This window comes from Kribbella polygonati, assembly GCF_050320105.1.
In the GTDB taxonomy this organism is placed as follows: Bacteria; Actinomycetota; Actinomycetes; order Propionibacteriales; family Kribbellaceae; genus Kribbella.
Window position 1 is genome coordinate 4752972 of the sequence record NZ_CP190129.1, and the last position, 26583, is coordinate 4779554.

A 26583-nucleotide genomic window follows, 5' to 3' on the forward strand; every position below is an offset into this window, starting at 1 on the left:
AAACTGCGAGCTACCGCTCGCGGTGACTACTTGGCGGACCTGGTCCGTGAAGCCGGTTGTGGTGAGTGGCGAGCGGGCGTGTGAGTGGATGTGACGAGCGGCCGATCGTGCTACTCGCGGTCCTGGACGCATTCAGCGCCCCTGACCTCGAGCGCGAGCTTCATCCCGTCGTGGCGTCCGGTTTCCCCGGCTGCCCGTCGGCGTTCTGCGCCGTACCCCACGAACGCGCCTTCTCCACCTCGATCCGATCCCGCTCGTCCAGCGCCGCCAGGGCCGAAGCATCGATCGCGATCGGCTCTTGCCCCAACCGGAACTCGAGACCTCCATAGCTCACACCGGCGATGGGAAGCTCGATCCCGCTCTGCCCCTGCCAGAACTCGCCGCCCCGCTCGAACACCTGCACCATCGGCTCGTACGGATCATCCAACTCGGGGAACCGCTCCCGCGGACGGTCGCCCAGGGAAACCCAGCGGAACATGTCGGTCACCACGTCACGGACCATCACTTGCAACTTGTGCCCGACCGCTGTCTCCAGGTCCGCCAACCAGACCGGATCTGTTTCCACCGACGGATCGACCAGCAGCGCGAGATCAGCGAACGGCCACCGCTCGGTCACACCCAACGCGTTCGCCCACACAGCCTTCCGCCGGAAGAACTCACTCGCCAACTGCCGACGCGACGTCTCGTGAAGCTTCTCGGCTTCGTCGTCATCCCACCGGGCAGCCTTCAACCGAGCCAGAAGCCGCTCACACGCCGCCCTGTCTGTCACAACCCCAGTCCTTTCTTGGCCAAGCGAACCACCTCGTCGAGGTTCGACAAGTCGTCTGCCACCCGCACATCACCTCTCGGTATCAACAGTTTCTCCCAGTGCGCCAGCAGGTCCTTCTTTATCGACTGCAGACTCCGTGGCGCGACGGTGTGCGCCGCCGGATACTCCTGCGCGACCTTGTGCCCGCACTCGTCCCACGCGTCCGGATCGGCGAGCAGGTAAGCAACCCGGCCTCCATCAGTTTCGCCTCCACATACTCGTGCGCGAGCAGGGACCACAGCTCCGCCCTTTCGTCGGCGGCCAGTTCCGCGCCTGACGCGACTCGTTCCCACAGCGGAGCGACCTGCCGGAGCGGCGTGAAGTGACCGTGCCTGACTACACCGGGGTCTACGGCCACGTCATGTGTACGGACGAACAAGTTGTCCTTGGCCACCTCGACCACCTCACGGGGAAACCCGCTGTTCTCCGCGACCGCGTCCACGTCGTCGGTCTCCCGGATCCGGCGGTACATCTCCATGTCGCGTGGATCGGCATCCGCTACGAACTCGTGCTTCGGCGCGTCACCGTCTTCGGCGGAACGATCCGGCTCAGACTCGATCTCTGGCGGCTCAGTGGGGCGGTCGGCTGTGTCTCCGCTGACGTCCTTGACCGCCGCTACCTCAGCCTCGACAACTCGTCGGCCGTCATCGCCTTGTTCTGTTCGCTCGTCAGGTAGTGGGCGCGATTTGTCGGCGTCCGGGTCGGTCGGAGCGTCTTGTCCGGCGTCCGTGGTCTGGTCGGTCTCGGGGTCGCCGATGCGATCACGACGGCTCGACGGCGCGTTGGCGTCATCCACCAACTCCAGCTTCGCGGGCGGTTCGTCGACGGGATCGACGAACCGGCTCGCCGGGTCCGGGCCGGAGTCAGCCGGCGGCGGTTGGTACTCCGGTTCCTCGTCCGATGCGCTGGCGTCTTCGCGGCCCCAGCCGGCGCGCGAGAAGACCGGATCGTCGAGCATCTTCTGGCGGAGTTCGGCCGGAATGTGTGGAAGCTCCTCGGACGTCGGGTCTGCGGCAGCGTCGACGGCATCGGGATCGGCGCGGCGCGTCTCGTCGTGTCCGGCCGTCTCGGGCTTCGCGTCCCGGTGACCTGATGTGTTCAGCCGGCCTGGTTCCGGGTCGCTGGGTGAGGTGTACGGCAGCCTGGCGATGGTGTCGTCGGCTGCGAGTTGGCGGCGTACTTCCATGGGATATCGGTCCGCCCAGTCCGGCAACGGCTCGTCCGACGAGGACTCGGCTACCTGAGGGTCAGGTCGATCCACTCTGCGATCCGCAGCAGAACTCGGGCGCTGGTCCGACGACGGGTTGGGATCCGAGCGAGAGTCGGCGGGAGTGGTGGCATCGTTGCGAGGGTCCGCCTGCCCGTCGCGATCCAACCGGGAGTCCGCGGAGCGCACCCGATCCGGATGGGAGTCCGCGAATCGGCCGGACTCCGCGCTGGAGTCCAACGGCTGGGCCGGATCGGCGTCCGAGTATCGGGCCGTGTCTGGGCGGTTCGGTTCGCGATTGGGTTCGCGGCCTCGCAGTTCGCCCACGATCCGTCCTCCCCGAAGCGACCGGCACCAGGCAGCACGGTACTGCACACCGTGATGGATCAGGCACAGTTCGTCGCGGACAGGGGGGAGATGATCCGGGTCGCGCATTTTGCTCAAGGTCGTGGGCACCCAGGGCCGAACGGCGTGCCCTCGTACCCCAGACACCGGTCGTACGGCCTCACAGGTGGTCCGGGCACGTGACTGTGAACACCCTGTGGTGACTGGAGACAGGCTATGGCTTGTTCCCAGTCCCCACAGCTTGTGCCCAGTCCCCAGGAGGTGTCGCCAGTTCGCGGAACGACCAACCTCCCGCGCAGACGTTGCAGTTCGCGATCGACGCGGACCGCCCACCACCTCCGACTGCCGCCGGGCGGACGCTCCTACCCGACACCCGCGCCGCCCACCACACCGGGATTACGAGCCACGCCCGCTCAGCAGTCACCGGCGAGCGCCGGCTCACAAACCGCCTGCGGCAGCGGGCAACATGCCGGCGTTAAGCCGGTGGGATGGGTGGAAGCGCGCGTAGCAGGTGGGAGGGAGCGCAGCAGCTGCGGAGCACGCGGAGGGCGAACCATCTCCCCCTCACTCACCGCTTACCCGTCGCCCCGCCCACACCCACCACACCCGCCCGCCGGGCGAACCACATCCCCCACCCACCACGACCAGCCTCACCGCGACACACCCGCCAAGCAGTCACCCGCGAGCGGCAGCTCGCAAACGCCCGCGGCAGCGGGCAAAAGCGGGCGGGTGGGAGGGCGCGTAGCGGGTGGGAGCGCGCGTAGCGGGTGCGGGAGGGAGCGCAGCGACCGGAGCGCCGGCGGAGCACGCGTGGGCGGACCACCGTCCGCTCACTCACCACACCCGCCGGGTAGGAGCACCACCTCCACCACCCACCACACCGGGATGACGAACCACGTCCGCTGAGTAGTCACCCGCGAGCGGCAGCTCGCAAAATGCCCGCGGCAGCGGGCAAAGGCCGGCGCTAAGCCGGTGGGAGCGCGCGTAGCGGGTGCCGGAGGGAGCGGAGCGACCGGAGCGCCGGCGGAGCACGCGTGGGCGGACCACCGTCCGCTCACTCACCACACCCGCCGGGTAGGAGCACCACCTCCACCACCCACCACACCGGGATGACGAACCACGTCCGCTGAGTAGTCACCCGCGAGCGGCAGCTCGCAAAATGCCCGCGGCAGCGGGCAAAGGCCGGCGCTAAGCCGGTGGGAGCGCGCGTAGCGGGTGCCGGAGGGAGCGGAGCGACCGGAGCAGCTGCGGAGCACGCGTGGGGCGAGCCGCATTCCTTGTCAGCTCTTCAACCCCACGAACCACATCCCCTGTCAGCTCTTCAGATGTAGTTGGCGTGGTCGGATTGGACTTGGGCGACCAGGTCTTTGACGCGTTCGCCGTCGGACAGTGGGCAGACCATGGTGACGTCCTGGGTGTGGACGATGATGTGGCTGCGGAGGCCGACGGTCGCGACCAGGTGGTCGGGGTCGTCGGTGACGATGATGTTGTCGTGGGAGTCGAGGAGGCAGCTGAGGGTGGTGCTGTCGGTGCGGTTGCCGTTGGGGTCGGCGTCGTACGTGTCGGCCAGCGCCGCCCACGAGCCGACGTCGAGCCAGTGCACGGGCATCGGTACGACGACCACGTCCGCGTCGACCTTGCCTTGGGAAGCGGGCTCCATGACCGCGTAGTCGACGCTGATCTTGCGCAGGTTCGGGTAGATCTCGGCGAGGGTGGACTCGCGCGACGGGGTGTCCCAGACGGCCGCGACCTCGCGGAGGCGGGCAGCTGATTCCGGGAGCAGGGTGTCGAGCACGTTGAGCACCGTCGACGCCCGCCAGACGAACATGCCCGAGTTCCACCAGAACCGCCCGGTGGCGAGGTACTGCTCGGCGGTCTCGCGGTCCGGCTTCTCGCGGAAGCGGTCGACGACGTACGCCGCGGTGCCGTCGATCGGCTCGCCGCGTTCGATGTAGCCGAGGCCGGTGTGCGGGTGGGTGGGCTCGATGCCGAAGGTGACGAGCGACTTGGCCCGCGCCTCGACCACCTCGAAGCCCTGCTCGATCGCGGTCCGGAACTCGTCCTCGGGGCTGATCAGGTGGTCGGACCCGACGAACGCGACGATCGCGTCGGGGTCGTTCCGGGCGACGACGGCGGAGGCGAGGCCGATGGCGTTCGCGGTGTCGCGGCGGGCGGGTTCGCCGATGATGTTGTACGGGCCGAGCTCGGGGAGTTCCTGGCGTACGACGTCCGTGATCGCGCCGACCGTACACACGTAGATGTTCTCCGGCGCGACCAACCCGAGCAGGCGGTTGTACGCCACCCGCAGCAGCGACTGCCCGGCCGCCAGCGGCAGCACCTGCTTCGGCCTGTCGTCTCTGGACATCGGCCAGAGCCGCGTTCCGGAACCACCCGCCAGGATCACCACGTTTCGCATGCAGAGACCCTACCGGTCGTCACCAGGCGGCAGTCGCAAGTGCTTCAGGTCCGGCGGTACGGGCATATCCGACGGCTGCCAGAACAGCTCGGACTCGCCGTCGATCCCGGTCGCGGGCGCGTCGGTGAGGCGGAAGCGGTCGCGCAACCGCCCGTAGAAGTCGGTCGGGCGCAGCCGCACCAGCCGCAGCCGCTGCGGTGATCCGTACACCCCGATCCAGTCCCCCGGGTCGAGTACGCCGCGCAACTGCCCGTCGATGCTGACCGCCGCCTGCCCGGAGTGCGGCAGCACCCGCAGCGCGATCGGCTCGTCCGGTGCGGCGACGACCGTACGGTTGAACGTCATGTGCGGCGCGACCGGGGTGAACACGATCGCCTCGGTGGTCGGCGACAGGATCGGCCCGCCGGCCGCGAAGCTGTACGCCGTGGACCCGGTCGGGGTCGCCACGATCACCGCGTCCGCGGAGTACGACGCGAGCAGCCGGCCGGACAGGTACACGCCGAGCGCGACCTGGTGATCCCGCGCGAGCTTCTCCACCACGACGTCGTTCAGCGCGGTGACGTCGAGCGCCATCCCCCAGCCGTCGCCCTCGGCGACCTCGTGCCGGACCGGGGGCGGCGGCAGCGCCGGGCCGTGGCCGTACCGGAGCAGCGACTCGATGCCGTGCGGGATCTCCAGCGGCCGCGACGCCCGCATGGTCAGCGTCATCCGTTCCTCGTACGTCGCTCCGCCGTGGTGCACCGCTTCGAGCGCGGCCTCGACGTCCTTGCAGGCGACCTCGGTCAGGAACCCGACCTTGCCGAGGTCGACGCCGAGTACGGCGGCGTTGTTCTTCGCCGCGATCCGCGCGCCGCGCAGGAACGTGCCGTCGCCGCCGAGCGTGACGACCAGGTCCGGGTCACCGGCGTGATGCAGTTCCGCGGTCCCCGAGCGGCGTTCCTCGTGGTCCTTCCAGACGTCGATGTCGGTACAGCCGATGCCGTGCGCGGTCGCCCAGCGCCGTACCGTCTCCGCGGTCTGCACCGCGACCGGCCGACCCTGGTGAACCACCAACCCAAGCCGCGAAATCGCCACACCACACGGTAACCCGGCTATTCGGCCGCACGGATGATCGGATCGGTCTCGTCGTCGAACTCGCCGATCACCTCTTCGAGCAGGTCCTCCAGCGCGACCACGCCGATCGCCTGCTCGCCGCCGCAGACCACCGCGAGCTGCGAACGCTCGTCGCGCATGGTCCGGATCGCCTTCGCCACCGGGGTGTTGTCGCCGAGCTCGAGCGCCGCCATCATCAGGTCCGACGCCCGGCTCCCGGTGTCGCCGGCGGTGGTCGCGCGGGCCGCGTCGCGGACGTGCACGATGCCGCAGATGGACGTACCGGAAACGACAGCCAGGCGGGAGTGGCCTTCGCGGCGGCTGGTCAGTTCGATCTCGCGGGCGGACGCGGTCGCCGGGACCGTGGACAGCTCCGCGATCGGCGTCATCACCTGGCCGACCGTCGTGTTCTGCAGCGCGAGCATCGCGGTCAGCAGTTCGTGCTCGGGTTCTTCGAGTGTGCCGTGTTCGCGGGAGGACTCGATCAGCAGCCGCAGCTCGTCCGGCCCGTGGGCGTTGGCGATCTCGTTCTGCGGGGTCACGCCGACCAGCCGGACGCACAGGTTCGCGATCCAGTTCAGCACGCTGAGCAGCGGCCGGAAGACGTACGTGAACCCGCGGAACGGCAGCGCGAGGATCAGCGCGGACCGCTCCGGGTCGCTGATCGCCCACGACTTCGGCGCCATCTCGCCGAGCAGGACGTGCAGCAGGCCGATGCCGCCGACCGCGATGATCAGCGCGACCACATGCCCGACGCCCTCCGGAACGTGGGCCAGCTCGAACAGCGGATGCAGCAGGTGCGCGACCGCCGGCTCGCTCAGCGAACCGAGCCCCAGCGTGCACAACGTGATCCCGAGCTGCGCCCCCGCGAGCATCAACGACAACTCGCTGACGCCGGCGATCGCGGCCCGGGCGGACCGGCTGCCCGACGCCGCCGCTTCCTCGAGCCGGTGCCGCTTCGACGCCACCAACGCGAACTCGGCCGCGACGAAGAACCCGTTCAGCGCCAGCAGTACGGCGGAAATGACGAGCGCCCACGTCGTACTCATGCCGCACGCTCCATCAGCACGATGCCCGGCACCCGGCGCTCGATCGTCTGCACGGTGAGCCGTACGGACTCGATCGGCAGCGGCTTCCCGTCGTGGTCGATCCGTGGTGGCAGCTCGACCACCAGCGAGTCACCGATGTCCGGGATCCGGCCGAGCCGCGCCATCACCAGCCCGGACACGGTCTCGTAGTCGTCGCTCTCCGGCAGCGGTACGCCGGTGGCCTCCGCGACCTCGTCGAGCCGCCAGCGCGCCGGCACCACCCACGAGCCGTCGCCGCCCTGCACGAGCCCGGTCTCGGGCAGGTCGTCCTCGTCGCGGATCTCGCCGACCAGTTCCTCCGCGATGTCCTCCAGCGACACGATGCCCGCGAACCCGCCGTACTCGTCGACGACGATCGCCAACTGCCGGCGCGCGGTCCGCAGCCGCTCCAGTACGGCGGGCAGCGGCAAGGTCGTCGGTACGGCGACCGGCTGGGTGGCCAGCGATCCGACCGCGATCGTGGCGCGATCGGCCGGTTCGAGTTCGACCACGTCGCCGATCGCGACCACGCCGATCACCTCGTCGACCGACTCGCCGACGACCGGGAACCGGCTGTGCCCGGTGTCCTGCAGCTCGACCACCCGGGTCAGCGGCTCGTCGCGGTGCACGGTGACGACGTCGACGCGCGGCACCATCGCCTCGCCGGCGGTCCGGCCGCGGAAGTCCAGGCCGCGGTCCAGCAGCCGCATCGTGTCCTCGTCCAGCAGGCCCTGCTCGTACGACGTCTCGATGATCCGGTCCAGCTCCTGCGGGGTCGCGCCCTGCGGCAGTTCCTCGACCGGCTCGATCCCGACCCGGCGGAGGATCCGGTTCGACGCCGAGTCGAACAGGTGGATCACCGGCCCGGCCACCGCCAGGTACAGCAGTGTCGACCGGGACAGCCGGAGCGCGATCGCCTCCGCGCGGGCGATCGCCAGGTTCTTCGGGGCCAGCTCGCCCAGCACCATCTGGATGATCGTTGCCAGCAGCAACGCCAGGATCACCGAGACGGACAGGCTCACGGCCTCCGGTACGCCGGCCGCGCCGAGCAGGTGCTCGAGCCCTTCACCGAGGTACGGTTCCGCGAAGTACCCGGCGAGCAGCGCGGTGATCGTGATGCCGACCTGCGCACCGGACAGCACGAACGACAGCCGCGCGGTGACCTTCAGTGCCCGGGCGGCCGCCGCGTCACCGTCCTCGGCCAGCGTCTTCAGACGGTTCCGGTCGACGGCGACGTAGGCGAACTCCTGGGACACGAAGTAGCCGGTGGCAACGGTCAGCACCAGGATCAGGCCCAGGCCGGCCAGGATCAGCATGACAGAACAATATGAGAACTCGAGCGGCCGCAGTACCGCGGGGTCGCTGAGCGAGGCCGTTACCGTGGGTTGGACGGTTTCCAGGGGACGACCGCGCCGTCGCGGACCAGTTCGCCGTACACGCCGGGTGTGACGTGGCCGGCGAGGATCAGGTCGGCCAGTGGGCGGACTGCTTCGGCTGGGGACTTGGCCTGGGTGAAGTCTTCGAACCAGGGGCGGGACGCGCGGGTGTCGACCAGGCCCGGGCAGACGGACGCGACCAGGATGCCGGCGGCCAGGTCGGCGTCGCGGCGCTCGGCGGCGACCGCGCGCACCGCGGCGACCTGGGCGACCTTGGACGGGAGGTTGATCCATTCCGGCCAGCCGTGCGCGGCCGCCGTACCGTCGTGGACCGTCGTACGCCATTCCTCGACGACCTTCTCGATGTCGTCGAGCGAGGCGCCGTCGAAGCGTCCCCACAGGTGCTCGGGGAGCTGCTCCAGGGTGCCGAGCGAGCTGGCGACCACGATCAGCCGTCCACCCGGGCGCAGGATCGGGCCGAAGGACCGCAGCATGTACTGCGCGCCGAGGTTCGCCACGTCCACGAACTCGTCCACCTGTTCGACCGGCGCCTTCCCCGGCTCCAACGGCCCGACCGCGTTGGACACCACGATGTCGACAGCCCCGAGCTCATCCGCCAGCTGCTGCACGGCGTCCCCGTCGGTGACGTCGAGCACCCGCCCCTCGACCCGGGCCTTCCCTCCTACTTGTGCAGCCGCGGCCGCGACTCGTTCCGGGTTCCTTCCGGTGAGGAGGACGAGGTCCTCGGGGTTCATGCGGTTGGCGAGTTCCTGTACAAGTGCGTAGCCGATGCCTTGGTTGGCGCCGGTGACCAGTGCGATTCTCATGACGCCAACGTAGGTCCGCGGGAGGTATGACTCCAGCGAAAGTTCGGCACAGGTGGTATGCGTAGATGTCATGGACTTCACCGATGTCTCGCCGGTCGCGTTGCGGGTGTTCCGGGAGGTGGCGGAGCGGGGTACGTTCACCGCCGCCGCGGTCGCGCTCGGGTACACGCAGTCGGCCGTCTCGCGGCAGATCGCCACCCTTGAACGCGCCGCGGGCAGTCGGCTCCTGGAGCGACGGCGCGAAGGCGTCGTACTGACGGCCGCCGGGCAGGTGGTGCTGCGGAGCGGGGCGGTCGTACTGGACCAGCTGGACGCGGCGGCGCGGGAGCTGGCCGGGTTGCCGGTCGCGGGCGGGACGGTGCGGCTCGGGTGGTTCCCGAGCGCCGGGGCCGTTTTGTTGCCGAGGGCAATCAGTGCGGTACGGCGTACGCATCCGGCGGTGAGCGTGACGACGCGGGAGGGGTCCACGCCGGCGCTGGTGCGGGCGTTGCGGGCCGGGACGATCGACCTCGCGGTGATCGCGTCGGCGCCGCCGTTCCGGCCGCCGGACGCGGAGACGCCGGCGCTCAGGCTGGAGACGCTGGCCGAGCGCAGCCTGATGCTGGCGGTGCCGGCCGGGCATCCGCTGGCGGCGTACGACGGGGTCGCGGTCGGCGAGCTGCGCGGTCAGCGGTGGATCGCCGGGCCGGCGTCGAGCGGGGAGTTGCTGATGGGGGTCTGGCCGGGGCTGGACGAGCGGCCGGTGGTGGCGCATACGGTGCGCGACTGGTTCGCGAAGCTGCAACTGGTGGCGGCCGGGGCGGGCGTCACCACGATCTCCGCGTCGATGGCACCCGCGGTGCCTGCCGGTGTCCGGGTGCTGACGGTCCGCGGCGGTCCTCAGGAACTCCGCAGGACAATCCTTGCCCGCCTCCCCGGCCGGATGCCGGAACCGGTCGCCCTACTGGCGGGTGCTCTCCGGGCCGCCACCGCCGAGCTCCCCTGACCCCTCCGGCTCCACCGGAGCCTCCTGCTCAACGGGGGAGGGAGTGGTGGGCGCGGGGGCAGCTACTTGCGCTGAAGGAGCCTGGGGCTCCGCAGGAGCAGGCGCCTGAGCAGGAGCTGGTGCGGGTGCCTGGGGCTGCGCGGGAGCGGGCGCCTGGGTGGCTGACTGGGTTTGCGCGGGAGCAGGTGGCTGGGTGGCTGGCTGGGTTTGTGTGGATGCCTGGGGGTGAGTTGAGTTCTGGGTTACCTGGGCGGGGGTTTCGTCGTCGCCTTGGCGGGCCTTTTCGAACTCCTTCATCGCCTTCGCGGCGTTCCGCGTCAGCTCCGGGAGTTTCTTCGCACCGAACAGCAGTACGACGATGACCAGGATGACGATCCATTCGCCGCCTTCCGGCAGCGCGAGCACTGGCACCATGACGAACCCTTCTCTCCACTCATTCACTTCCAACGTACGCCGATCCGCGAACCGTAGGGTGGGCCATATGTCACAAGTCCTGCCCGAGCTGTTCGCCGCCGCGGTCCGCCGGGACGGTGCCCGGCCGTTCCTCACCTACTACGACGACGTGTCCGGCGAGCGGATCGAGCTCAGCGCGGTGACCACCGCGAACTGGGTCGCGAAGACCGCGAACCTGCTCGCCGACGAGTACGACGTCGAGTCCGGCGACACCGTCGCGATCGGCCTCCCGCCGCACTGGCTCGGCGTGGTCTGGGCGCTGTCCACCTGGTCGGCCGGCGCCGCCCTCACCAGCGGCACCGGAACCATCGCGATCACCGGCCCCGACCTCACGATCCGCGGCGAGCGCGAGACCGTCGCCTCCGCCCTCCTCCCCCTCGGCGGCCGCTTCCGCGAACCGCTGCCGGACGGCGTGCGCGACTACGGCGCCGAGGTCTACAACCACCCCGACGTCTTCTCCCCGTACGACGCCCCGACGCCCACGTCCCCGGCGTACGACGACCTCACCCACGAGCAGCTGATCCGTACGGCGGACCCGGTCGCGGACCGGATCCTCGTCACCCGGACGCTCACGGACCGGAACGGTCTGGGCCTGCTGGTCGGGGTGATCGCCGGAGGTGGTTCGATCGTGCTCTGCCGCAACCTGGACGCCGCGAAGCTCGAGCGCCGGGTCGCGGACGAGAAGGTCGACCGAATCCTGGAGGGGTAGTGCGACGGTTCGAGGGCAAGGTAGCGCTGGTCACGGCGGCGGCGCAGGGGATCGGGTCGGCGGTCGCGCGCCGGCTGGCCGAGGAGGGGGCGTCGGTGGTGGTCACCGACCTCCAGGAGGACAAGATTGCCGAGGTCGCGAACAGCATCGGCGAGCAGGCGCTGGCGGTGCGCGTCGACGTCACGAACCGTGACGACGTCGACGCGGCGGTCGCGGCCGCGGTGGCGAAGTTCGGCCGGCTGGACGTCGTGGTGAACAACGCCGGCGGCTGCATCGTCCGCTCGGTCCCGGAGGACGCGACCGCGGAGGAGTTCCACGCGCAGCTGGACCTGACGCTGGTCGGCGCCTCGCGCTGCATCCAGGCCGCGCTCCCGCAGCTGGTGAAGCACCGCGGCAACGTGGTCACGATCAGCTCGGTGAACGGCCTCGCCGCGTTCGGCAACATCGAGTACGCCGCCGCGAAGGCGGGCCAGATCGCGCTGACCGTCAACTACGCCGCGCGGTACGGCGAACTCGGCGTCCGCTTCAATGTCGTTGCCCCCGGCACCATCCGGACGCCGAACTGGGACAGCCAGCCCGACACCCTGGAGCGGTTCAGCAAGATGTACCCGCTGGGCCGGGTCGGCGAGCCGGAGGACATCGCCGCCGCCGTCGCGTTCCTGGCCTCCGACGACGCCTCCTGGATCACCGGCCACACCCTCCCGGTGGAGGGCGGGGTCCTGACCGGCCCGGGCGGGATGAACCTGGGCCCGTCAGGCTTCTTCAAGAAAGAGTACTAGCGGGGCCAGGCTTCCCACGCGGTCGCGAACATCTGGTCGACCGTGTAGGTGTTCTGCCAGCCGAGGTCGCGCGCCGCGAGGTCGCCGTTCGCCACCACGCGGGACGGGTCGCCGGGCCGGCGCGGGCCTTCGGACGGGGTGAAGTCGATCCCGGTCACGCGCCGGGCGGCGTCCATGATCTGGCGGACCGACGTACCGGTGCCGCTGCCCAGGTTGTAGACGCGTTCGAGGGTCTTGCCGGCCTCGAGCGCGCGGGCGGCCGCGACGTGGGCGCGCGCCAGGTCGGCGACGTGCACGTAGTCCTTGACCGACGTACCGTCCGGGGTCGGGTGGTCGGTGCCGTAGATCTGCGGGGTCTTGCCCTGGGTGAGCAGGTTGCAGACGATCGGGAACAGGTTGTACGGGCTGGCGTCGTAGACCGTCGGGTCGCCGGAGCCGACCACGTTGAAGTACCGCAGCGAGGTGTGGTGCAGGTCGGTGGCGGCGGCCTGGTCGCGGAGCAGCCACTCGCCGATCAGCTTCGACTCGCCGTACGGCGACTGCGGGTCCGGCGCGGTGTCCTCGGTGACGACCTCGTCCTTCGGCGTCCCGTACACCCCGGCGCTGGACGAGAACACGATGTTGCGCACGGACTTGTCCGCCATCGCCTCGAGCAGCGACACCATCGCGGTCACGTTCTGTGTATACGTATGCAACGGCCGTTCCACCGACACCCCGGCGTACTTGAACCCGGCCAGGTGTACGACGCCCTCGACGCCGTCCAGCGCCTCCCGGACCGCCGTACCGTCGAGCAGGTTCGCCCGGACGAACCGCACGCCGTCCGGGACGAACTCGGCCTTCCCGCTCGACAGGTCGTCGATCACGACCACGTCGATCCCGTCGTCGCGGAACGCCCGCACCACATGCGCTCCGATGTACCCAGCACCACCAGTCACGAGCCACGTCATGTCTCAGATCCTGCCACCCGCACCCCGGCAGGCCTCGCGAAACGGGCCGAACCCGTACCAACTAGCAGACAACTGCCAGCCAGAAGTAAGCCAGCTCGGTCCATTCCACCGGCCGCCCGACGTCAGCGGCGAACTGCTCCCGGGTCGGGAAGTTCTTCAGTACGTCGAACGTCCGCCCGTCGGACAGCTGCCGCGTCTGGTACGTGTCCCCGTGTGCGGTCGTCCGGGTGATCGGATGGTTGCTGCCCTCCACATACCGGTTGTCCGCGAGGATCACCACCCCACCCGGCTCGACCCGGTCCAGCAGCCCCTGCGCGAACCGCCGTACGTCGGCCCGCGGCACGTGCGACCAGAAGAACCCGGCGAAGATCGCGTCGAACCGCCCCTCCACCGCCCCGAGGTCGTACGCGTCCGCGATCCGGAACCGTACGTCGGCGTCGCCGTACGACCGGGCCCGCGCCCGGTCCAGCGGCTCCTCGTTGACGTCCGTCGCGACCACGGACCGCGCCGTGGTCGCGAGAGCGGTCGTCCAGTAACCGGTGCCGGCGGCAACTTCCAGCACCGAGCGACCCTCGACCAGCGGCGGCAGGAGGGCCCGCAGCCGGGCGATGTCCTCCTGCCGTTCCGGCTTGTCGTAGACCGCGTCGTACTCGCCGGCGCGCTCGCGGTAGTAGTCCCCGAGATCAGGCACGTGCCCGGAGTTTCGGTGCCAGTTTCGGTGTCAGCAGGAACGCGCCGACGTACAGCAGCGCGGCGATGATCAGCAGGCCGTGGAACCCGATCACCAGCGCGGCGTACTCGAGGCAGCCGCCGAGCATCGCGCCGAGCAGGTTCGCGCCGAACGACGCCGTACCGTCCTCGGTGTCGGTGAACCGCTTCGCGAAGATCACGTTCGCCGCGAAGATCGGCAGGAACGCGATCAGGACCGCGACCAACGCACGCAGCCCGACCGGCATCCCGAGCAGCCAGCTGTCCGGGAACACCCAGGACAGCGCGAGCCCGCCGAACAGCACCGCGAACATCACCTTCACCGGTGGTGTCTTGAACCGCCTCGTCACTTCGACCGCGGCCAGCACCGCCACCAGCACGCCGGCGAACACGATCGCGTTCACGACCCACGTCGTACCGAACAGCAACGCGAACCCGGTGATGCTCTTGGTCTCCAGCAACATGAAGCCGGCGCCGAGCAGGAACAGGTCCGCGTACGGACGCATCCGCTTGAACGACGACCCACCACCGGCGATGCCGACACCGACCAGACCGGCGATCAGGATCAGCCCGAGCGTGACGAGGTACAGCGACGGGATCCGGTCGGTGAACAGGTACAGGAACGGACGATTGTCGGTCGCCGGCGGCGGCGTCGCCGACGTCGCGCCGGCCCACTCGGACCCGCACGTCTGGTCCTGCTCGGTGAGGCCGACGGTGACGACCGCCTGCCGCAGACCGTCGCCGATCTTGTCCACGCACGGCTTGTGCCCGAATGCGGTCTGTGCGGTCAACGCGAGCCGGTCGATCAGCCAGGTCTCGCGGTAGTAGTTGTACATCGCGAACGCACCGCCCGGGTTCAGGTGGTCGCGTGCCGACTCGAACGCCTGCTTGGTGAACAGGTAGCTCTCCAGCCGCAGCGAGCTCGCCCCGTTGACCAGGGTCAGCGAGTCCGGCAGCGCCAGCAGGATCAGGTCGTACTTCTTGTCGGTCCGGGACAGGAACGCGCGCCCGTCGTCGATGTGCGACGACACCCGCGGGTCCTGATACGGGTGGTCCGGGTTCAGCGCCTTGCCGAGGTCGCGGATCCGCGGATCGATCTCGACCGCGTCCACGTGCGCCGCGCCCTTCTTCAGCGCGATCGCGACGTCCGACCCGGAGCCGGCGCCGATGATCAGCACGTTGTTCGGCTTCTTGCCGGCGGTCGCGCGCTCGTACGGCAGGCCGTACTGCGGCTCCCACTGCAGCCGGGCGTCCGCGGGGATCGCCTGCTGGTGCGGTACGCCGTTCACCGTGATCGTGAGCAGCGGGACGCCTTCCCAGGTGTACTGCTTGGTCTTCACCTTGTAGTACGGCGACCAGCTGAGGTCAGGCCGTGTCGACTCGTGGAACAGCACACCGAGCATCACCAGCAACGGCGCCAGCACCAGCCCGGCACTGACCGCCGTGGCGACGAGCCGGGTGCCGGTCGCGGTCCGCGGGATCATCAGCCCCGCGAACACGATCGTGACGATCAGGCCCCACCAGATCGGCGGCGCGCCCAGGAACGACAGCGCGGTGAACGAGACGATCCCGACCAGACTGCCGACCAGGTCGAAGCGGTACGCCGTCAGTCGCGGCAGCTCGGCGAAACAGCGGCCGACCAGCTCGGCCGGACCGGCCAGCACCACCGCGGCCGCGACGAAGATGATCGGCAGGATCACCCAGACCGGCGGGCCGGTGGTGTTCAGGCTGGTGAAGTAGATGACGCTGGACGAACTGCCCCGGTCGACCGTGACGGGTTTCCAGGCGATCACCAGGACCAGCAGGCCGAGCATGATCGGCGAGTAGTACGGGAGCCGCTTCGCGCGGCCGGAGCGCAGTACGCCGATCCCGATGCCGAGGAACGAGCCGAGCAGGACGAAGTTCGAGAAGTAACTCAGGTGGACGACGTTCGAGCCGGTCCAGCGGATCAGCGCGAGCTCGGTGAAGAGCATCAGCGCACTGGACGCGACCAGCCGCGTCCGTACTCCGAACGGGCTCGGCCAACTGGGCGTGGACACATGGTCGGTTGCGGAGTCGACAGCCATGCGGGGCGACGTTACCGGATATCGAAGTGGCGTGCGTCACCCCGCGGGCAAAGTTTTACCGACGCCTGGCCGGCTTCGGCAGTTCACAGCCGGACTTGTTCAGGTCGATCGCGCGGTCGGCGGTCAGGCAGGTGTACAGCCACCAGGTCTGCTCGCCGTACGCCGCACCCTGGTCGACGGTGACGTTGCCGTTCGCGTCGACCTCGCACGGGTTGTTCACCGTGCAGCGCTCGCCGTCCTCGTTGCCGGTGTTGTTGATGCCGATCATCTCGCCGGTGCTGGTGCTGACCACGGGCGATCCCGACGTACCGCCGATGGTCTCGCAGCCGGGCTGCTGGTACTTGATCGAGTTCTGCCAGGTCCAGTCGCCCTCGCGGAGCTGCGGGATGGTCGCCTGGACCGAGCAGGTGTAGATCCGCTTCCAGTAACCGGACACGACCGCCATCCCGGCGCCGTCGGCCGGGGCTTGCTTGGCGAGGGTCAGCGGGGTGACGTTCAGCCGGCTCTTGATCGAGGCGTACGTCTCGTTCACCTGGTAGACGATCAGGTCGGTCTTGGTCATCGTGCCGAACAGGATCTTGTCGGCGCGGACCGTCCCGGCCCGGCTGGAGTCCGGGTTCAGCAGCGTGATCGACCGGGTCGAGGCCTTGTTCACCAGGACCTGGCCGGGCTGCAGGAACCCGCCTTCGTAGCAGTGCCCGTTGGTGAGCACGAGGGCCTTGTCGGTGTCGACGGACTCGGCGTACCGGACGAGCGACGCGGAGCAGTTGCTCAGCGCGGCGATGCCGGTGAAGTCGGCACCAGGGGCTGCGGCTTGGGCCGCCGTGGTGCCGAGCAGGGTTGTCGTGGCCACCGCGGTGGCGGCAAGGAGCGTACGGAACAGTTTCATGGGGGCGGTTTCCTCACTGGTTGTACGTAGAGGACTTCGTAACGCATTCGCCCGCCGCGAACCATCACAGCTGTGTGAAGCAGGGTCAGGTCAGGGGTTTTCCTGCGCTCCGTGTCCGGACTGCTACCCTTCGTCTCCGGATCCGCCCGGGTGCGAACCATCGGCACCACCGGCACGTCGTACCAAGTGATGACAGGCAACCAGGTACGGTCGGGAGCAGACCGCCCGGAGCGACAACGGAAGGACGTCATGCCGCAGGAGAAGCCAGACCTGCGCAGTCTCCGCGAGCCGGTCCGGTTCAAGCGGGCACTGACACTGCTGTTGATGACGCTGATCCTGCCGGGATCGGCCCAGATCGTCGCAGGCTCGAAGAAGGCCGGCCGCTGGGCCTGGCGGGTGGTCGCCGGGCTGATCGCGATCATCGTGTTCCTGGTCGTACTGGCGCTGATCTGGCGCTCGGGCACGATCAACCTGCTGGCCCGGCCGGGCACCCTCCGGCTGGTGCAGGTCCTGCTGATCCTGCTCGCCCTGGGCTGGGCCGCGCTGTTCGTGGACGCCTACCGGATCAGCCAGCCGCTGATGCTGGAGCGCAACCACCGCCTGATCACCAGCATCCTCGACGGGGCACTGATCTTCGTCGTGGTCGGTGCGCTGATCTATGCGAGTGTGATCGTGAACACCCAGCGCGACTTCGTCGCCAGCGTGTTCGGCAGCAGCAAGACCTCGAAGGCCGACAAGGGCCGCTACAACGTGCTGCTGATGGGCGGCGACTCCGGCGCGGACCGGGTCGGTACCCGGCCGGACAGCATGACCGTGGCGAGCGTCGACGCGAACACCGGCCGGACCGTCCTGATCGGCCTGCCGCGGAACCTCGCGAAGGTCCCGTTCCCGGCCGGTACGCCGCTGGCCAAGCAGTTCCCGAACGGTTTCCACTGGAAGAACTGCGGCATCGAGTGCCTGCTGAACGGCGTCTACACCTACGCCGCGAACCACAAGGACCTGTTCCCCGGCAACCCGAACCCCGGCGAGACCGCGACCGCGCAGGCGATCGAGGCGGTCACCGGGCTGAAGATCAACTACTTCGTACTCATCGATCTGACGGGCTTCCGCGACCTGATCAACGCGGTCGGCGGGATCACCCTGGACATCGGCAAGCGGGTGCCGATCGGCGGCGAGACGTCCCCGATCAAGGGCTACATCGAGCCCGGCAAGAACGTCCACCTGGACGGCTACCACGCGCTCTGGTTCGCCCGCTCCCGGGCCGAGTCCTCGGACTACGACCGGATGGCCCGGCAGAAGTGCGTGATGGCCGCGATGCTGAACCAGTTGTCGCCGCAGACGGTGCTGACCAAGTTCCAGGGCATCGCGTCGGCCAGTAAGGAAGTCGTCAAGACCAGCATCCCAGCCGGCGAACTCGGAACGTTCATGGACCTCGCGCTGGACGCGAAGAAGCTCCCGGTGTCAAGCTTCTCCGCGGTCCCGCCGCTGATCAAGTCCAGCGACCCGGACTTCGCGCTGATCCGGACCAAGGTCGGAGAGGCGATCGCGAAGTCCGAATCGCTGGACAACGACGGCGCGGGAGGAGACGGTAAGACCTCGACCACTCCGCGTAGTACCGCCACCACGACTCCGAGCCACACCCACACCAAGAAGCCGACCAAGAAGCCGACTAGCTCACCGACTACACCCGCCGCCGGCGTCGACGACGTCGCATCGATCTGTAAGGCCTGACCTGATATGCCGCTGTCCCACTGGCCACCCGTGTCCGTCGTGATGCCTGTGCTGAACGAGGAACGCCACCTCGAGGAGGCGGTCGGCCGCGTCCTCGACCAGGACTACCCGGGTGAGCTCGAAGTCGTCCTCGCGATCGGCCCGAGCAAGGACCGGACCGAGGAGATCGCGGACAAGCTGGCCGAGAAGGACCACCGGATCACCATCGTGCCGAACCCGACCGGCAAGACGCCGGCCGCGCTGAACGTCGGGATCGCGCACGCCAAGCACGACATCCTGGTCCGGGTCGACGGCCACGGCGCGCTCACCGACGGGTACATCACCCGCGCGGTCGAGGTGCTGGACGAGAGCGGCGCGGACAACGTCGGCGGCGTGATGGCCGCCGAGGGCCGGACGCCGACCGAGATGGCGGTCGCCTGCGCGTACCGCTCCCGGCTCGGCCTGGGCGCCTCGACGTTCCACCAGGGCGGCAAGGCCGGCCCGGCCGACACGGTGTACCTCGGGGTGTTCCGGCGGGCCGCGCTGGAGCGGGTCGGCGGCTTCGACGAGACCATGCACCGCGCCCAGGACTGGGAGCTGAACTACCGGATCCGCAAGACCGGCGGGCTGATCTGGTTCAGCCCCGACCTGTCGGTGACGTACCGGCCGCGGTCCTCGCTGTCCGCGGTCGCGAAGCAGTTCTTCCACACCGGCCAGTGGCGCCGCGAGGTGATCCGCCGGCACCCGGAGACCGCCAGCAAGCGGTACCTGGCGCCGCCGGTCGCGGTGATCGGCCTGGCCGTCGGCACGATCCTCGGCATCATCGGCCTGGCCACCGGCGTCAGCTGGCTCGACATCGGCTTCCTGGCCCCGCTGGGCTACGCGCTGCTGCTGATCTTCGGCTCGGCGATGGAGGGCCGCTACCTGCCCTGGAAGGCGCTGTTCTGGATGCCGCTGGTCTGCGCGACCATGCACGTCTCCTGGGGCCTCGGCTTCCTGGTCGGCCTCCGGGAACGCCCGAAGGCCGCCTAACCGGCCCTGGTGGACCTGATGTAGGCGGCGACGACCTCGTCGACCGGACCGTCCAGTTTCAGTACGCCGGCATCCAGCCACAGCGCCCGGTTGCAGGTCTCCTGCACCACGTCCAGGCTGTGGCTGACCAGGAACACCGTTCCGGCGTGGTCGCGGAGCTCCTTGATCTTGCGCTCCGACCGGACCCGGAACTCGGCGTCACCGGTGGCCAGCGCCTCGTCGACGAGCAGGATGTCGTGCGTCTTCGCGGACGCGATCGCGAACTTCAGCCGGGCCTGCATACCGGTCGAGTACGTCGACATCGGCAGGTCGATGAAGTCGCCGATCCCGGAGAAGTCGACGATCTCGGCGTACCGGGCCTGCGTCTCGGCCGGGGACATGCCCATCGCGAGACAGCCGAGCACCACGTTCCGCTCGCCGGTGAGGTCGTTCATCATCGCCGCGTTGACGCCGAGCAGCGACGGCTGCCCGCCGGTGTAGACGACGCCGGACGCGGGCGGCAGCAGGCCGGCGATCGCGCGCAGCATCGTCGACTTGCCGGAGCCGTTGCGGCCGATCACGCCGATCGCGTCGCCCTTGTACGCGGTGAAGCTGACGTTCTTGACCGCGTGCACCTCGCGGATCGTCGGCCGGTCCTGGCGGTTGATGATCCGCCGCAGCGCGGTCGCCGCCGTACCCTTGCCGCCCTGGCCGGCGATCACCTTGTAGATGATGTCCACCCGGTCGGCGATGACAGTGGGTTCAGCCCCTGAATCAACCACGGCCATAACGGTCCTCCGCCCGCCAGAAGTACCAGAGCCCGCCGGCCAGCATCACGAACGACCAGACGGTCGCTATCGACCACGCGTGCGGCAGCTCGTTCTTCAGGTGCTCGTGGAGCAACGCGCGCCGGACGACGTCGATGTACGCCGAGATCGGGTTGAACGCCAGCACCTGGACGACCCAGCCCGGCGCGTGCAACTGGGACAGCTTGTACGGCAGCGAGAAGAAGATCCCGGACGCGTACAGCCAGGTCCGCGTGATGAACGGCAGCAGCTGGCTGATGTCGGTCACGAACGTCCCGATCCGCGCGAACACCAGCGTGATGCCGATGTTGAACATCACCTGCAACAGCATCGCCGGGACGATCATCAGCCATCGCCAGCTGGGGCCCTCGGTGAACCCCACGACCAGGAACAGCAGGCCCATCGAGATGAGCATCTGGTTCAGCTCGTTCAGCACGTAGGCGAGCGGCAGAGTGGCGCGCGGGAAGTGCAGGGTACGGATCAGTGACAGGTTCAGTGCCAGCGAGCGGGACCCTTCGGTCATGCAGCGCTGGGTGAACGTGAACACGAAGACACCGCTGAGCAGGAACGCGACGTAGTTCTGGATCCCGTTCTTCGTCCCCAGCAGTATGCCGAAGGCGAGGTAGTACACCGCGGCGTTCAGCAGCGGGGTGAGGATCTGCCAGATCGAGCCGAGGCGGGCTCCGGCGTACATCGCGTAGGTGCGTGCGGTGGCGTAACTGACGACGAACTTACGACGGCTCCACAGCTCGCGCAGGTACGAGCCGAGTGGCGGGCGGAGAGAGCTCTTGGTGAGTCCGTAGCGTTCGGCGAGCGCTGCCGGGTCGGTCACCCCGGGCTGCCCTGTCGGCACTGCGGTTGACATTGCGCCAATGTACTGCGGTCCGTGACGGGGTCGTGACGCAGGTCAGCCCACTAAGCGGGATTTCAGCTTGCTGAGGTCGTTTTCAGTAAGACCACCGAGCCGCAGGTATGCCTCCGGCCCGCCGTACCGGGTCTCCAGATGCCGCAGAATCGCGACGATCGACTCGGCCCGGGTGTCGCGGAACTCGATCATTTCCGGGTGTTTCGAGGCATCCGGCTCGGCCGCCAACTGCTCCTCGAGCCACCCCGCGAGCCGCGACCGCGTGAGGTAGTAGTCGGCGACGATCTCGTCCTCCGGTACGCCGGCAACGCTCAACGCCAGCGCGACCACCATGCCGGTGCGGTCCTTGCCGCCGTGACAGTGCACGACCACCGCGCCGTCCGGCTCGTCCGCGATCGCCCGCACCGCGGCCGCGAACAGCTCCGGCCGCTGGTCGAGCATCCAGGTACACGCCTCGACGATGGTCGCCTGCCCGTGCTCCGGATCCGCCGGATCCTGCAACGACTGCCGCACCGCGAGCGGCGTACCAGTGAACGGCGTCGGGAACGCTGCGACTTCACCATCACCCCGCAGGTCCAGGATCCGCCGTACGCCGGACCTCCGCACCGCGTCGACCCCGTCCGCGGTCAAGTACTGCAAGCTGTCCGACCGGATGAGCACGCCGACCTTCAGCAGGCGCCCATCAGCAGTCGGCAGACCGCCTACGTCGCGGACGTTCCGGCATCCCGGCCAGTCCAGGTCCATGATCAGCGGTCCTGGGGGCGGTCCGGGTTCTGACCTGGGTTGTACGGCGGCGGCGCTGGGAAGGTGTGGGACTGCTGCGGGTAGTTGGGCGGCGGGTAGTTGCCGGGGGCACCTGGTTGGGTCGGGAAGGTGTTGGTGGACCGACGGCTGCGGCTCTTGCGGACCAGGCCGATGGCCAGGAACGTGGCGCCGAGCCCGATGAAGATCAGCAGCGAGAAGACCGTGCCGAAGATCGACAGCACGAAGGCGGCGATCGACGACTTCGGGCCGGCGGCGTACGTCGCGCTGGTCTCGCTGTCGGTGCACGAGATGCTGTAGTCACCCGCCGGTACGGTCGACGTCGAGCGCGCCACGACGTACCAGGTGTTGCCGTTGATCGTGATCGTCTCGGACCCGCCCGGCCGCTTCGTCGGTACGTCGTTGCCGTTCGCGTCCTTCACCGTGCAGGGCGGGGCCAGCACCGGGACGGACGAGTAGATCGTCAGCCCCTCCTTCTTCAGGTGCACCGTGCCGCCCTCGATCGGCTGCGGCGAGTGCGGCGCGGTGACGACGATCCGGTACACGAAGAACGCGGTCAATGCCGCGCCGATCACGAAGCACAGGATCGCGAGCGTGGGCAGGATCGACTTCTTCGGCGCCGCGGCCATCCCGGGTTGGGTCATGGTTGCACGGTATCGGTTCTCAGGGCACACCGAGCAAGCGAAGACCGGCCGCCGTCGCAGCCGCGGCCACCACGACCAGTACGAACGGCGCCTTACGCCAGGCGAGCACCCCGCCGACCAGCACCCCGGCCGGCCGGGCGATCCCCGCCGTACCGTGTCCCTGGGTCAGCGCCGCGGTCGCGACCAGCGCGGTCAGCAGCACGATCGCCGCGGCGGCAAGCAGTTGCTGTGCCTTCTCCGGGATCTCGATCCGGCTCCGCAACGCCGGCCCCGCGAACCGCAGCGAAAAGGTGCCCACGGCAAGTACTCCGATACCCACCAGCAGCAACGGGGTGTTCGTCATCGGGCCACCTCCAGCGCGGGCTTGTCCGCGCGATAGAACAGCACACCGACGAGCGCGAGCAGTACGGGCAGACCAGCCGGCAGGAACGGCGTCGCCGCGAGGGCTACCACCACGCCGACGAGGGCAGCGGTCCGCGTCCGGCGATCACGCAACGCCGGCAGCACCAGCGCCAGCAGTACCGCCGGAAACGCCGCGTCCAGCCCGAACACGTCGGTGTCCTTGATCACGGAACCGGCCAGCCCGCCGATCACGACGCCGACGTTCCAGCAGACGAAGATCCCGAGCCCACCGGCCCAGTACGCCGCCCGCCGCTGCGCCGGGTCGTCCTGCCCCATCGCGAACGCGACGTTCTCGTCGGTCATCACGTGACTGCCCGGCCACCGCCGCCAGCCGCCGCCGATCACGTCGCTGACGGCCAGACCGAACGCGACGTGCCGGCTGTTCACCAGCAGGCCGGCGATCATCGCGGCGATCGGGCTGCCGCCGGCCACCACGATCCCGACGAACAGGAACTGCGACGCCCCTGCGAACACCACCACCGACAGCAGGATCGGCACCCACAACGGCAGCCCGCCGCCGACGCTGATCGCGCCGTACGAGAGCCCCACGACACCGTCGGCCAGGCAGACCAGCGCGATGTCGCGGGCGAGTCCCCGATCGAGTGTTCGCCAAATCGAACGCATGGGCATTATGATGAACACCGCGCCGCCCGTTCGTCAAGCCGAACAAACAGACCGATGGAGCGAACACCGATGGACAGCAAGGCACCACTGGACGTGATCGCCGCCTCCCTGCGCCGGCACCGGGCCCGGGCCGGCCTGTCGCTGACCGAGGTCGCCAAGCGGGCCGGCGTCGCCAAGTCCACGCTGTCCCAGCTGGAGTCCGGCACCGGCAACCCGAGCGTGGAGACGCTGTGGGCGCTCGCGGTCGCGCTGGACACCCCGTTCGCCGCGTTGCTCGACCCCCCGCGCCCCAAGGTGCAGATCATCCGCGCCGGCGAGGGCCCGGCGATCTACTCCGACCACGCCGACTACAGCGCCACGCTGGTCGCCTCCAGCCCGCCGAACGCCCGCCGCGACCTCTACCGGATCGTCGCCTCCCCCGGCCCCGGCCGCCGGTCCGACCCGCACATGCCCGGCGTCGTCGAACACGTCATCCTCGGCTCCGGCCGAGCCCTCGTCGGCCCCACCGACGACCCGGTCGAACTACTCCCGGGCGACTACATCGCCTACCCCGGCGACCTGCCCCACCTCTTCCAGGCCCTCGAGCCCGACACCGCCGCCACCCTGGTCTCGGAACACGTCTGACACAAAAAAGTTGCCCGGAGCAATCGATGCTCCGGGCAACTTCGGCAGAACTCAGAGTTTGCGGCCGACCGCGCCGACGATGCACTCCTCGACCTGGTTCAGCGGCTTCATCCGCGGGCCGTCCGGCCACCAGTTGTCGCAGAGCACCAGCCCCGGCTCGACCAGCTCCTGGCCCGGGAAGAAGGTCATCAGCTCCGCGCGGGTGCGGAACCGGCCGCTGCCCATCGGGCTGTGGATGAACTTGTCCTCCATCTTCTGGGCGACCTCGGTGTGCTCGGGAGTCTCCGGGTCGTAGAAGTGCGAGATCACCGTGTACGACCCGGGCACGATCGCGTCGACGTACTTCTGCATGATCTGCGCGCCCTCGTCGCCGATGTAGTGGTGCAGCGTGCCGGCCTGCATCACGGCGATCGGCTGGGAGAAGTCGAGGAACTTGCGGACCTCGGGGTCGCTGAGCACCTCGTCCGGGTCGAAGATGTCCGCGCTGACGAACAGGGTGTTCTCGTTCTCCTCGAGCAGCGCCCGGCCGTGCGCGAGCACCACCGGGTCGTTGTCGATGTAGAGCACCTTGGCCTCGGGCTGGATCCGCTGCACGACCTGGTGCGTGTTCTCGGCGGTCGGCAGACCGGATCCGCAGTCCAGGTACTGCGTGATGCCCGCCTGGCCGGCCAGGAACCGGCACGAGCGGATCAGGAAGTTCCGGTTCGACCAGGCCAGGTCCTGGGCCTGCGGCGCGGCGGCCTGGACCCCACGCAGCACCTCGCGGTCGACCTCGAAGTTGTCCTTGCCGCCCAGGAACGCGTCGTACACCCGGGCGATGCTGGCCCGGCTGGTGTCGACGCCGACCGGGATCGAACTTGGCGCTTTGGTGGCATCGACCATCGGAGAACCTCGCAGAGAGTGATCGGGGAGTCTGTGCGACAGACTCTACCGAGAGTACGGCGCGCTGAACACATCGTGTCGGCGCGTGCGTATGGACATAGTCACGACCCGTTATGAAATGATCAACTGCTGCACACCGAACCACTGCTGCTGGGAGGCGAGAGGTGACCGAGCCGGGGGCGTACGGCGGACCGACCGCCCTGCGCATCATGCTCGGCGCGTACCTGCGCCGGCTGCGCGAGGCCGCGGGTGTGACGCGGACCGACGCCGGCTGGGCGATCCGCGGGTCGGAGTCCAAGATCAGCCGCCTGGAGCTCGGCCGGGTCGGATTCAAGGTCCGCGACGTCGACGACCTGCTGACGCTGTACAAACTCGACGACCCGGAGGAGCGCGAGCGGCTGCTGACGCTCGCCCGGGAGGCGAACAACCCCGGCTGGTGGCAGCGGTACGACGACCTGACACCGCAGTGGTTCCACTCGTACCTCGGTCTGGAGATGGCCGCCGACCTGATCCGTACGTTCGAGCTGCAGTTCGTGCCCGGGCTGCTGCAGACCCCGGACTACGCGCGGGCCGTGATCCAGATGGCCCGGCAGGACCTGCCGTTGCCGAAGGCGGAGGTCGATCGCCTGGTGTCGTTGCGGATGAGCCGCCAGGACGTGTTGACGCGGCAACGACCCGCGCGGTTGTGGGCGGTCCTGGACGAAGGGGTGCTGCGGCGCCCGATCGGCGGCAAGGACGTGCTGCGGGCGCAGCTGGAGTACTTGCTGGAGGCGGCGCGGCGGCACAACGTGACGCTGCAGATCATCCCGTTCGAGCAGGGCGGGTACACCTCGACCGGTGGCGCGTTCACGCTGCTGCGGTACAACGACGCCGACCTGCCGGACATCGTCTACATCGAGCACCTGAGCAGCGCGGTCTACCTGGACAAGCGCGAGGAGCTCGACACGTACGCCGTCACGATGGACGCCGTGTCGATCACCGCGGCCCAGCCCCGCGAGACCGAACGCCTGCTGCGCCGCGCGATCGAGCAGGTCGAGGACCTCTAGAGGGCGACCTCTAGCGCGGTTGTGCGCCGGGGCCGGCGCGGAAGGCTACCTCGCGTGGCGTCGGCTCGTGGCCGCCTTCGCAGCGCAGTACGACGTTGACGCGTTCGCCGCAGTCGCCGCGGTGCCGGGGCTCGATCGGCGGGCCGGCGTCCAGCGGGAGGTACTGGTCGGCCCACTGCACCATCGCGACCAGCACCGGGTACAGGTCCATGCCGGCCTGGGTCAGCCGGTACTCCGAGCGTTCGCGCTGCCCAGGCAGGCGGTACGGGTGGCGCCGGATCAGGCCGCGCTCGATAAGTGCGGCGAGGCGTTCGGTCAGCATCTGCCGCGGGATGCCGGCCCGGGCCCGGATGTCCTCGAACCGGCGGACGCCGACGAAGAGTTCGCGCAGGACGTGAAAAGTCCACTTGTCGCCGAGGATGTCCATCGTCCGGGAGATCGTGCAGTTCTCCGTGGACCAGTTCATCGCCTCCGGCATCTGTTCGTTCACCGCCGTGTCCATGTGATCGATGATAAGTCCGCTTGACAGACTC

At 69.1% G+C, this 26583-nt stretch carries 27 protein-coding genes; 7 read left to right on the plus strand and 20 right to left on the minus strand.

Annotated elements, in window-relative coordinates; genetic code table 11:
- Positions 1-160: 160 nt before the first annotated feature.
- The 7 genes from ACQHIV_RS22505 to ACQHIV_RS22535 form a co-directional block, all read right to left on the minus strand.
- Positions 161-769 (minus strand): hypothetical protein, encoded by a 609-nt coding sequence (locus ACQHIV_RS22505; protein ID WP_427884954.1) that lies wholly within the window; start codon positions 767-769, stop codon positions 161-163.
- A 118-nt stretch (positions 770-887) separates the two neighbouring features.
- Positions 888-1994 carry a hypothetical protein gene (locus ACQHIV_RS22510; RefSeq protein ID WP_427884955.1) on the minus strand — a complete coding sequence of 369 codons (1107 nt, stop codon included), beginning with the start codon at positions 1992-1994 and terminating at the stop codon, positions 888-890.
- 1687 nt (positions 1995-3681) lie between these two features.
- The gene (locus tag ACQHIV_RS22515; protein WP_427884956.1) at positions 3682-4776 is read right to left on the minus strand and encodes a mannose-1-phosphate guanylyltransferase; all 1095 of its coding nucleotides are present in this window, start codon (positions 4774-4776) and stop codon (positions 3682-3684) included.
- 9 nt (positions 4777-4785) lie between these two features.
- Positions 4786-5826 carry an NAD(+)/NADH kinase gene (locus ACQHIV_RS22520; RefSeq protein WP_427884957.1) on the minus strand — a complete coding sequence of 347 codons (1041 nt, stop codon included), beginning with the start codon at positions 5824-5826 and terminating at the stop codon, positions 4786-4788.
- 41 nt (positions 5827-5867) lie between these two features.
- Complete coding sequence (locus ACQHIV_RS22525) at positions 5868-6917, minus strand: hemolysin family protein (RefSeq protein WP_427884958.1); 1050 nt, start codon at positions 6915-6917, stop codon at positions 5868-5870.
- Positions 6914-8251 carry a hemolysin family protein gene (locus tag ACQHIV_RS22530; protein WP_427884959.1) on the minus strand — a complete coding sequence of 446 codons (1338 nt, stop codon included), beginning with the start codon at positions 8249-8251 and terminating at the stop codon, positions 6914-6916. Before ACQHIV_RS22530 ends, ACQHIV_RS22525 begins: the two co-directional genes overlap by 4 nt.
- A 59-nt stretch (positions 8252-8310) precedes the next feature.
- Positions 8311-9138, minus strand: coding sequence for an SDR family NAD(P)-dependent oxidoreductase (locus ACQHIV_RS22535; RefSeq protein ID WP_427884960.1), 828 nt, complete (start codon positions 9136-9138; stop codon positions 8311-8313).
- A gap of 70 nt (positions 9139-9208) precedes the next feature.
- Here ACQHIV_RS22535 and ACQHIV_RS22540 point away from each other — a divergent pair, with 70 nt between their 5' ends.
- Positions 9209-10123: a LysR family transcriptional regulator gene (locus ACQHIV_RS22540; protein WP_427884961.1), complete on the plus strand. Its 915-nt coding sequence runs from the start codon at positions 9209-9211 to the stop codon at positions 10121-10123.
- On the opposite strand, the gene tatA is transcribed toward ACQHIV_RS22540, so the two are convergent.
- Entirely contained in the window at positions 10079-10537 is a 459-nt protein-coding gene (gene tatA / locus ACQHIV_RS22545) for a twin-arginine translocase TatA/TatE family subunit (protein WP_427884962.1), read from the minus strand. The two genes, ACQHIV_RS22540 and tatA, sit on opposite strands and share 45 nt — an antisense overlap.
- 67 nt (positions 10538-10604) lie before the next feature.
- Here tatA and ACQHIV_RS22550 point away from each other — a divergent pair, with 67 nt between their 5' ends.
- Positions 10605-11285, plus strand: a complete 681-nt coding sequence (locus ACQHIV_RS22550; protein ID WP_427884963.1) for a TIGR03089 family protein — start codon at positions 10605-10607, stop codon at positions 11283-11285.
- Positions 11285-12064 (plus strand): SDR family NAD(P)-dependent oxidoreductase, encoded by a 780-nt coding sequence (locus tag ACQHIV_RS22555; protein WP_427884964.1) that lies wholly within the window; start codon positions 11285-11287, stop codon positions 12062-12064. The genes ACQHIV_RS22550 and ACQHIV_RS22555 overlap by 1 nt, the downstream gene beginning before the upstream one ends.
- On the opposite strand, the gene galE is transcribed toward ACQHIV_RS22555, so the two are convergent.
- The 4 genes from galE to ACQHIV_RS22575 form a co-directional block, all read right to left on the minus strand.
- Complete coding sequence (galE, locus tag ACQHIV_RS22560; protein WP_427884965.1) at positions 12061-13011, minus strand: UDP-glucose 4-epimerase GalE; 951 nt, start codon at positions 13009-13011, stop codon at positions 12061-12063. The two genes, ACQHIV_RS22555 and galE, sit on opposite strands and share 4 nt — an antisense overlap.
- Before the next feature lie 61 nt (positions 13012-13072).
- Positions 13073-13702 carry a class I SAM-dependent methyltransferase gene (locus ACQHIV_RS22565; RefSeq protein WP_427884966.1) on the minus strand — a complete coding sequence of 210 codons (630 nt, stop codon included), beginning with the start codon at positions 13700-13702 and terminating at the stop codon, positions 13073-13075.
- A complete protein-coding gene (locus ACQHIV_RS22570) occupies positions 13695-15785 on the minus strand; it encodes a spermidine synthase (RefSeq protein ID WP_427884967.1) in 2091 nt (696 codons plus the stop codon). The genes ACQHIV_RS22565 and ACQHIV_RS22570 overlap by 8 nt, the downstream gene beginning before the upstream one ends.
- A 55-nt stretch (positions 15786-15840) precedes the next feature.
- Positions 15841-16674: a S1 family peptidase gene (locus ACQHIV_RS22575; RefSeq protein WP_427884968.1), complete on the minus strand. Its 834-nt coding sequence runs from the start codon at positions 16672-16674 to the stop codon at positions 15841-15843.
- Positions 16675-16923: 249 nt separating this feature from the next.
- Between ACQHIV_RS22575 and ACQHIV_RS22580 the strand changes: the two genes are divergently transcribed.
- Both ACQHIV_RS22580 and ACQHIV_RS22585 read left to right on the plus strand, forming a co-directional pair.
- Positions 16924-18405: an LCP family protein gene (locus tag ACQHIV_RS22580; protein WP_427884969.1), complete on the plus strand. Its 1482-nt coding sequence runs from the start codon at positions 16924-16926 to the stop codon at positions 18403-18405.
- Positions 18406-18411: 6 nt separating this feature from the next.
- A complete protein-coding gene (locus tag ACQHIV_RS22585; protein WP_427884970.1) occupies positions 18412-19416 on the plus strand; it encodes a glycosyltransferase family 2 protein in 1005 nt (334 codons plus the stop codon).
- On the opposite strand, the gene ACQHIV_RS22590 is transcribed toward ACQHIV_RS22585, so the two are convergent.
- Genes ACQHIV_RS22590 through ACQHIV_RS22615 form a run of 6 tightly spaced genes read right to left on the minus strand, consistent with a single transcriptional unit; the run spans position 19413 to position 23498 of the window.
- Positions 19413-20177 carry an ABC transporter ATP-binding protein gene (locus ACQHIV_RS22590; protein WP_427884971.1) on the minus strand — a complete coding sequence of 255 codons (765 nt, stop codon included), beginning with the start codon at positions 20175-20177 and terminating at the stop codon, positions 19413-19415. The two genes, ACQHIV_RS22585 and ACQHIV_RS22590, sit on opposite strands and share 4 nt — an antisense overlap.
- On the minus strand, positions 20170-21066 hold the full coding sequence (locus ACQHIV_RS22595; RefSeq protein WP_427884972.1) for an ABC transporter permease: 897 nt from the start codon (positions 21064-21066) through the stop codon (positions 20170-20172). Before ACQHIV_RS22595 ends, ACQHIV_RS22590 begins: the two co-directional genes overlap by 8 nt.
- Positions 21067-21108: 42 nt before the next feature.
- Positions 21109-21810, minus strand: a complete 702-nt coding sequence (locus ACQHIV_RS22600) for a tyrosine-protein phosphatase (protein ID WP_427884973.1) — start codon at positions 21808-21810, stop codon at positions 21109-21111.
- 2 nt (positions 21811-21812) lie between these two features.
- A complete protein-coding gene (locus ACQHIV_RS22605) occupies positions 21813-22472 on the minus strand; it encodes a hypothetical protein (protein ID WP_427884974.1) in 660 nt (219 codons plus the stop codon).
- 19 nt (positions 22473-22491) lie between these two features.
- Positions 22492-22815 carry an AzlD domain-containing protein gene (locus ACQHIV_RS22610; protein ID WP_427884975.1) on the minus strand — a complete coding sequence of 108 codons (324 nt, stop codon included), beginning with the start codon at positions 22813-22815 and terminating at the stop codon, positions 22492-22494.
- A complete protein-coding gene (locus tag ACQHIV_RS22615) occupies positions 22812-23498 on the minus strand; it encodes an AzlC family ABC transporter permease (protein ID WP_427884976.1) in 687 nt (228 codons plus the stop codon). The genes ACQHIV_RS22610 and ACQHIV_RS22615 overlap by 4 nt, the downstream gene beginning before the upstream one ends.
- A gap of 54 nt (positions 23499-23552) precedes the next feature.
- Here ACQHIV_RS22615 and ACQHIV_RS22620 point away from each other — a divergent pair, with 54 nt between their 5' ends.
- Positions 23553-24122 carry a helix-turn-helix domain-containing protein gene (locus ACQHIV_RS22620; RefSeq protein ID WP_427884977.1) on the plus strand — a complete coding sequence of 190 codons (570 nt, stop codon included), beginning with the start codon at positions 23553-23555 and terminating at the stop codon, positions 24120-24122.
- Positions 24123-24173: 51 nt separating this feature from the next.
- Here the strand turns inward: ACQHIV_RS22620 and ACQHIV_RS22625 are convergent, their stop codons facing one another.
- On the minus strand, positions 24174-25004 hold the full coding sequence (locus tag ACQHIV_RS22625; protein WP_427884978.1) for an SAM-dependent methyltransferase: 831 nt from the start codon (positions 25002-25004) through the stop codon (positions 24174-24176).
- 164 nt (positions 25005-25168) lie between these two features.
- Here ACQHIV_RS22625 and ACQHIV_RS22630 point away from each other — a divergent pair, with 164 nt between their 5' ends.
- The gene (locus ACQHIV_RS22630) at positions 25169-26050 is read left to right on the plus strand and encodes a helix-turn-helix domain-containing protein (protein ID WP_427884979.1); all 882 of its coding nucleotides are present in this window, start codon (positions 25169-25171) and stop codon (positions 26048-26050) included.
- Positions 26051-26060: 10 nt separating this feature from the next.
- Here the strand turns inward: ACQHIV_RS22630 and ACQHIV_RS22635 are convergent, their stop codons facing one another.
- Positions 26061-26552, minus strand: coding sequence for a winged helix-turn-helix transcriptional regulator (locus ACQHIV_RS22635; protein ID WP_427884980.1), 492 nt, complete (start codon positions 26550-26552; stop codon positions 26061-26063).
- Between the last annotated feature and the right edge of the window lie 31 nt (positions 26553-26583).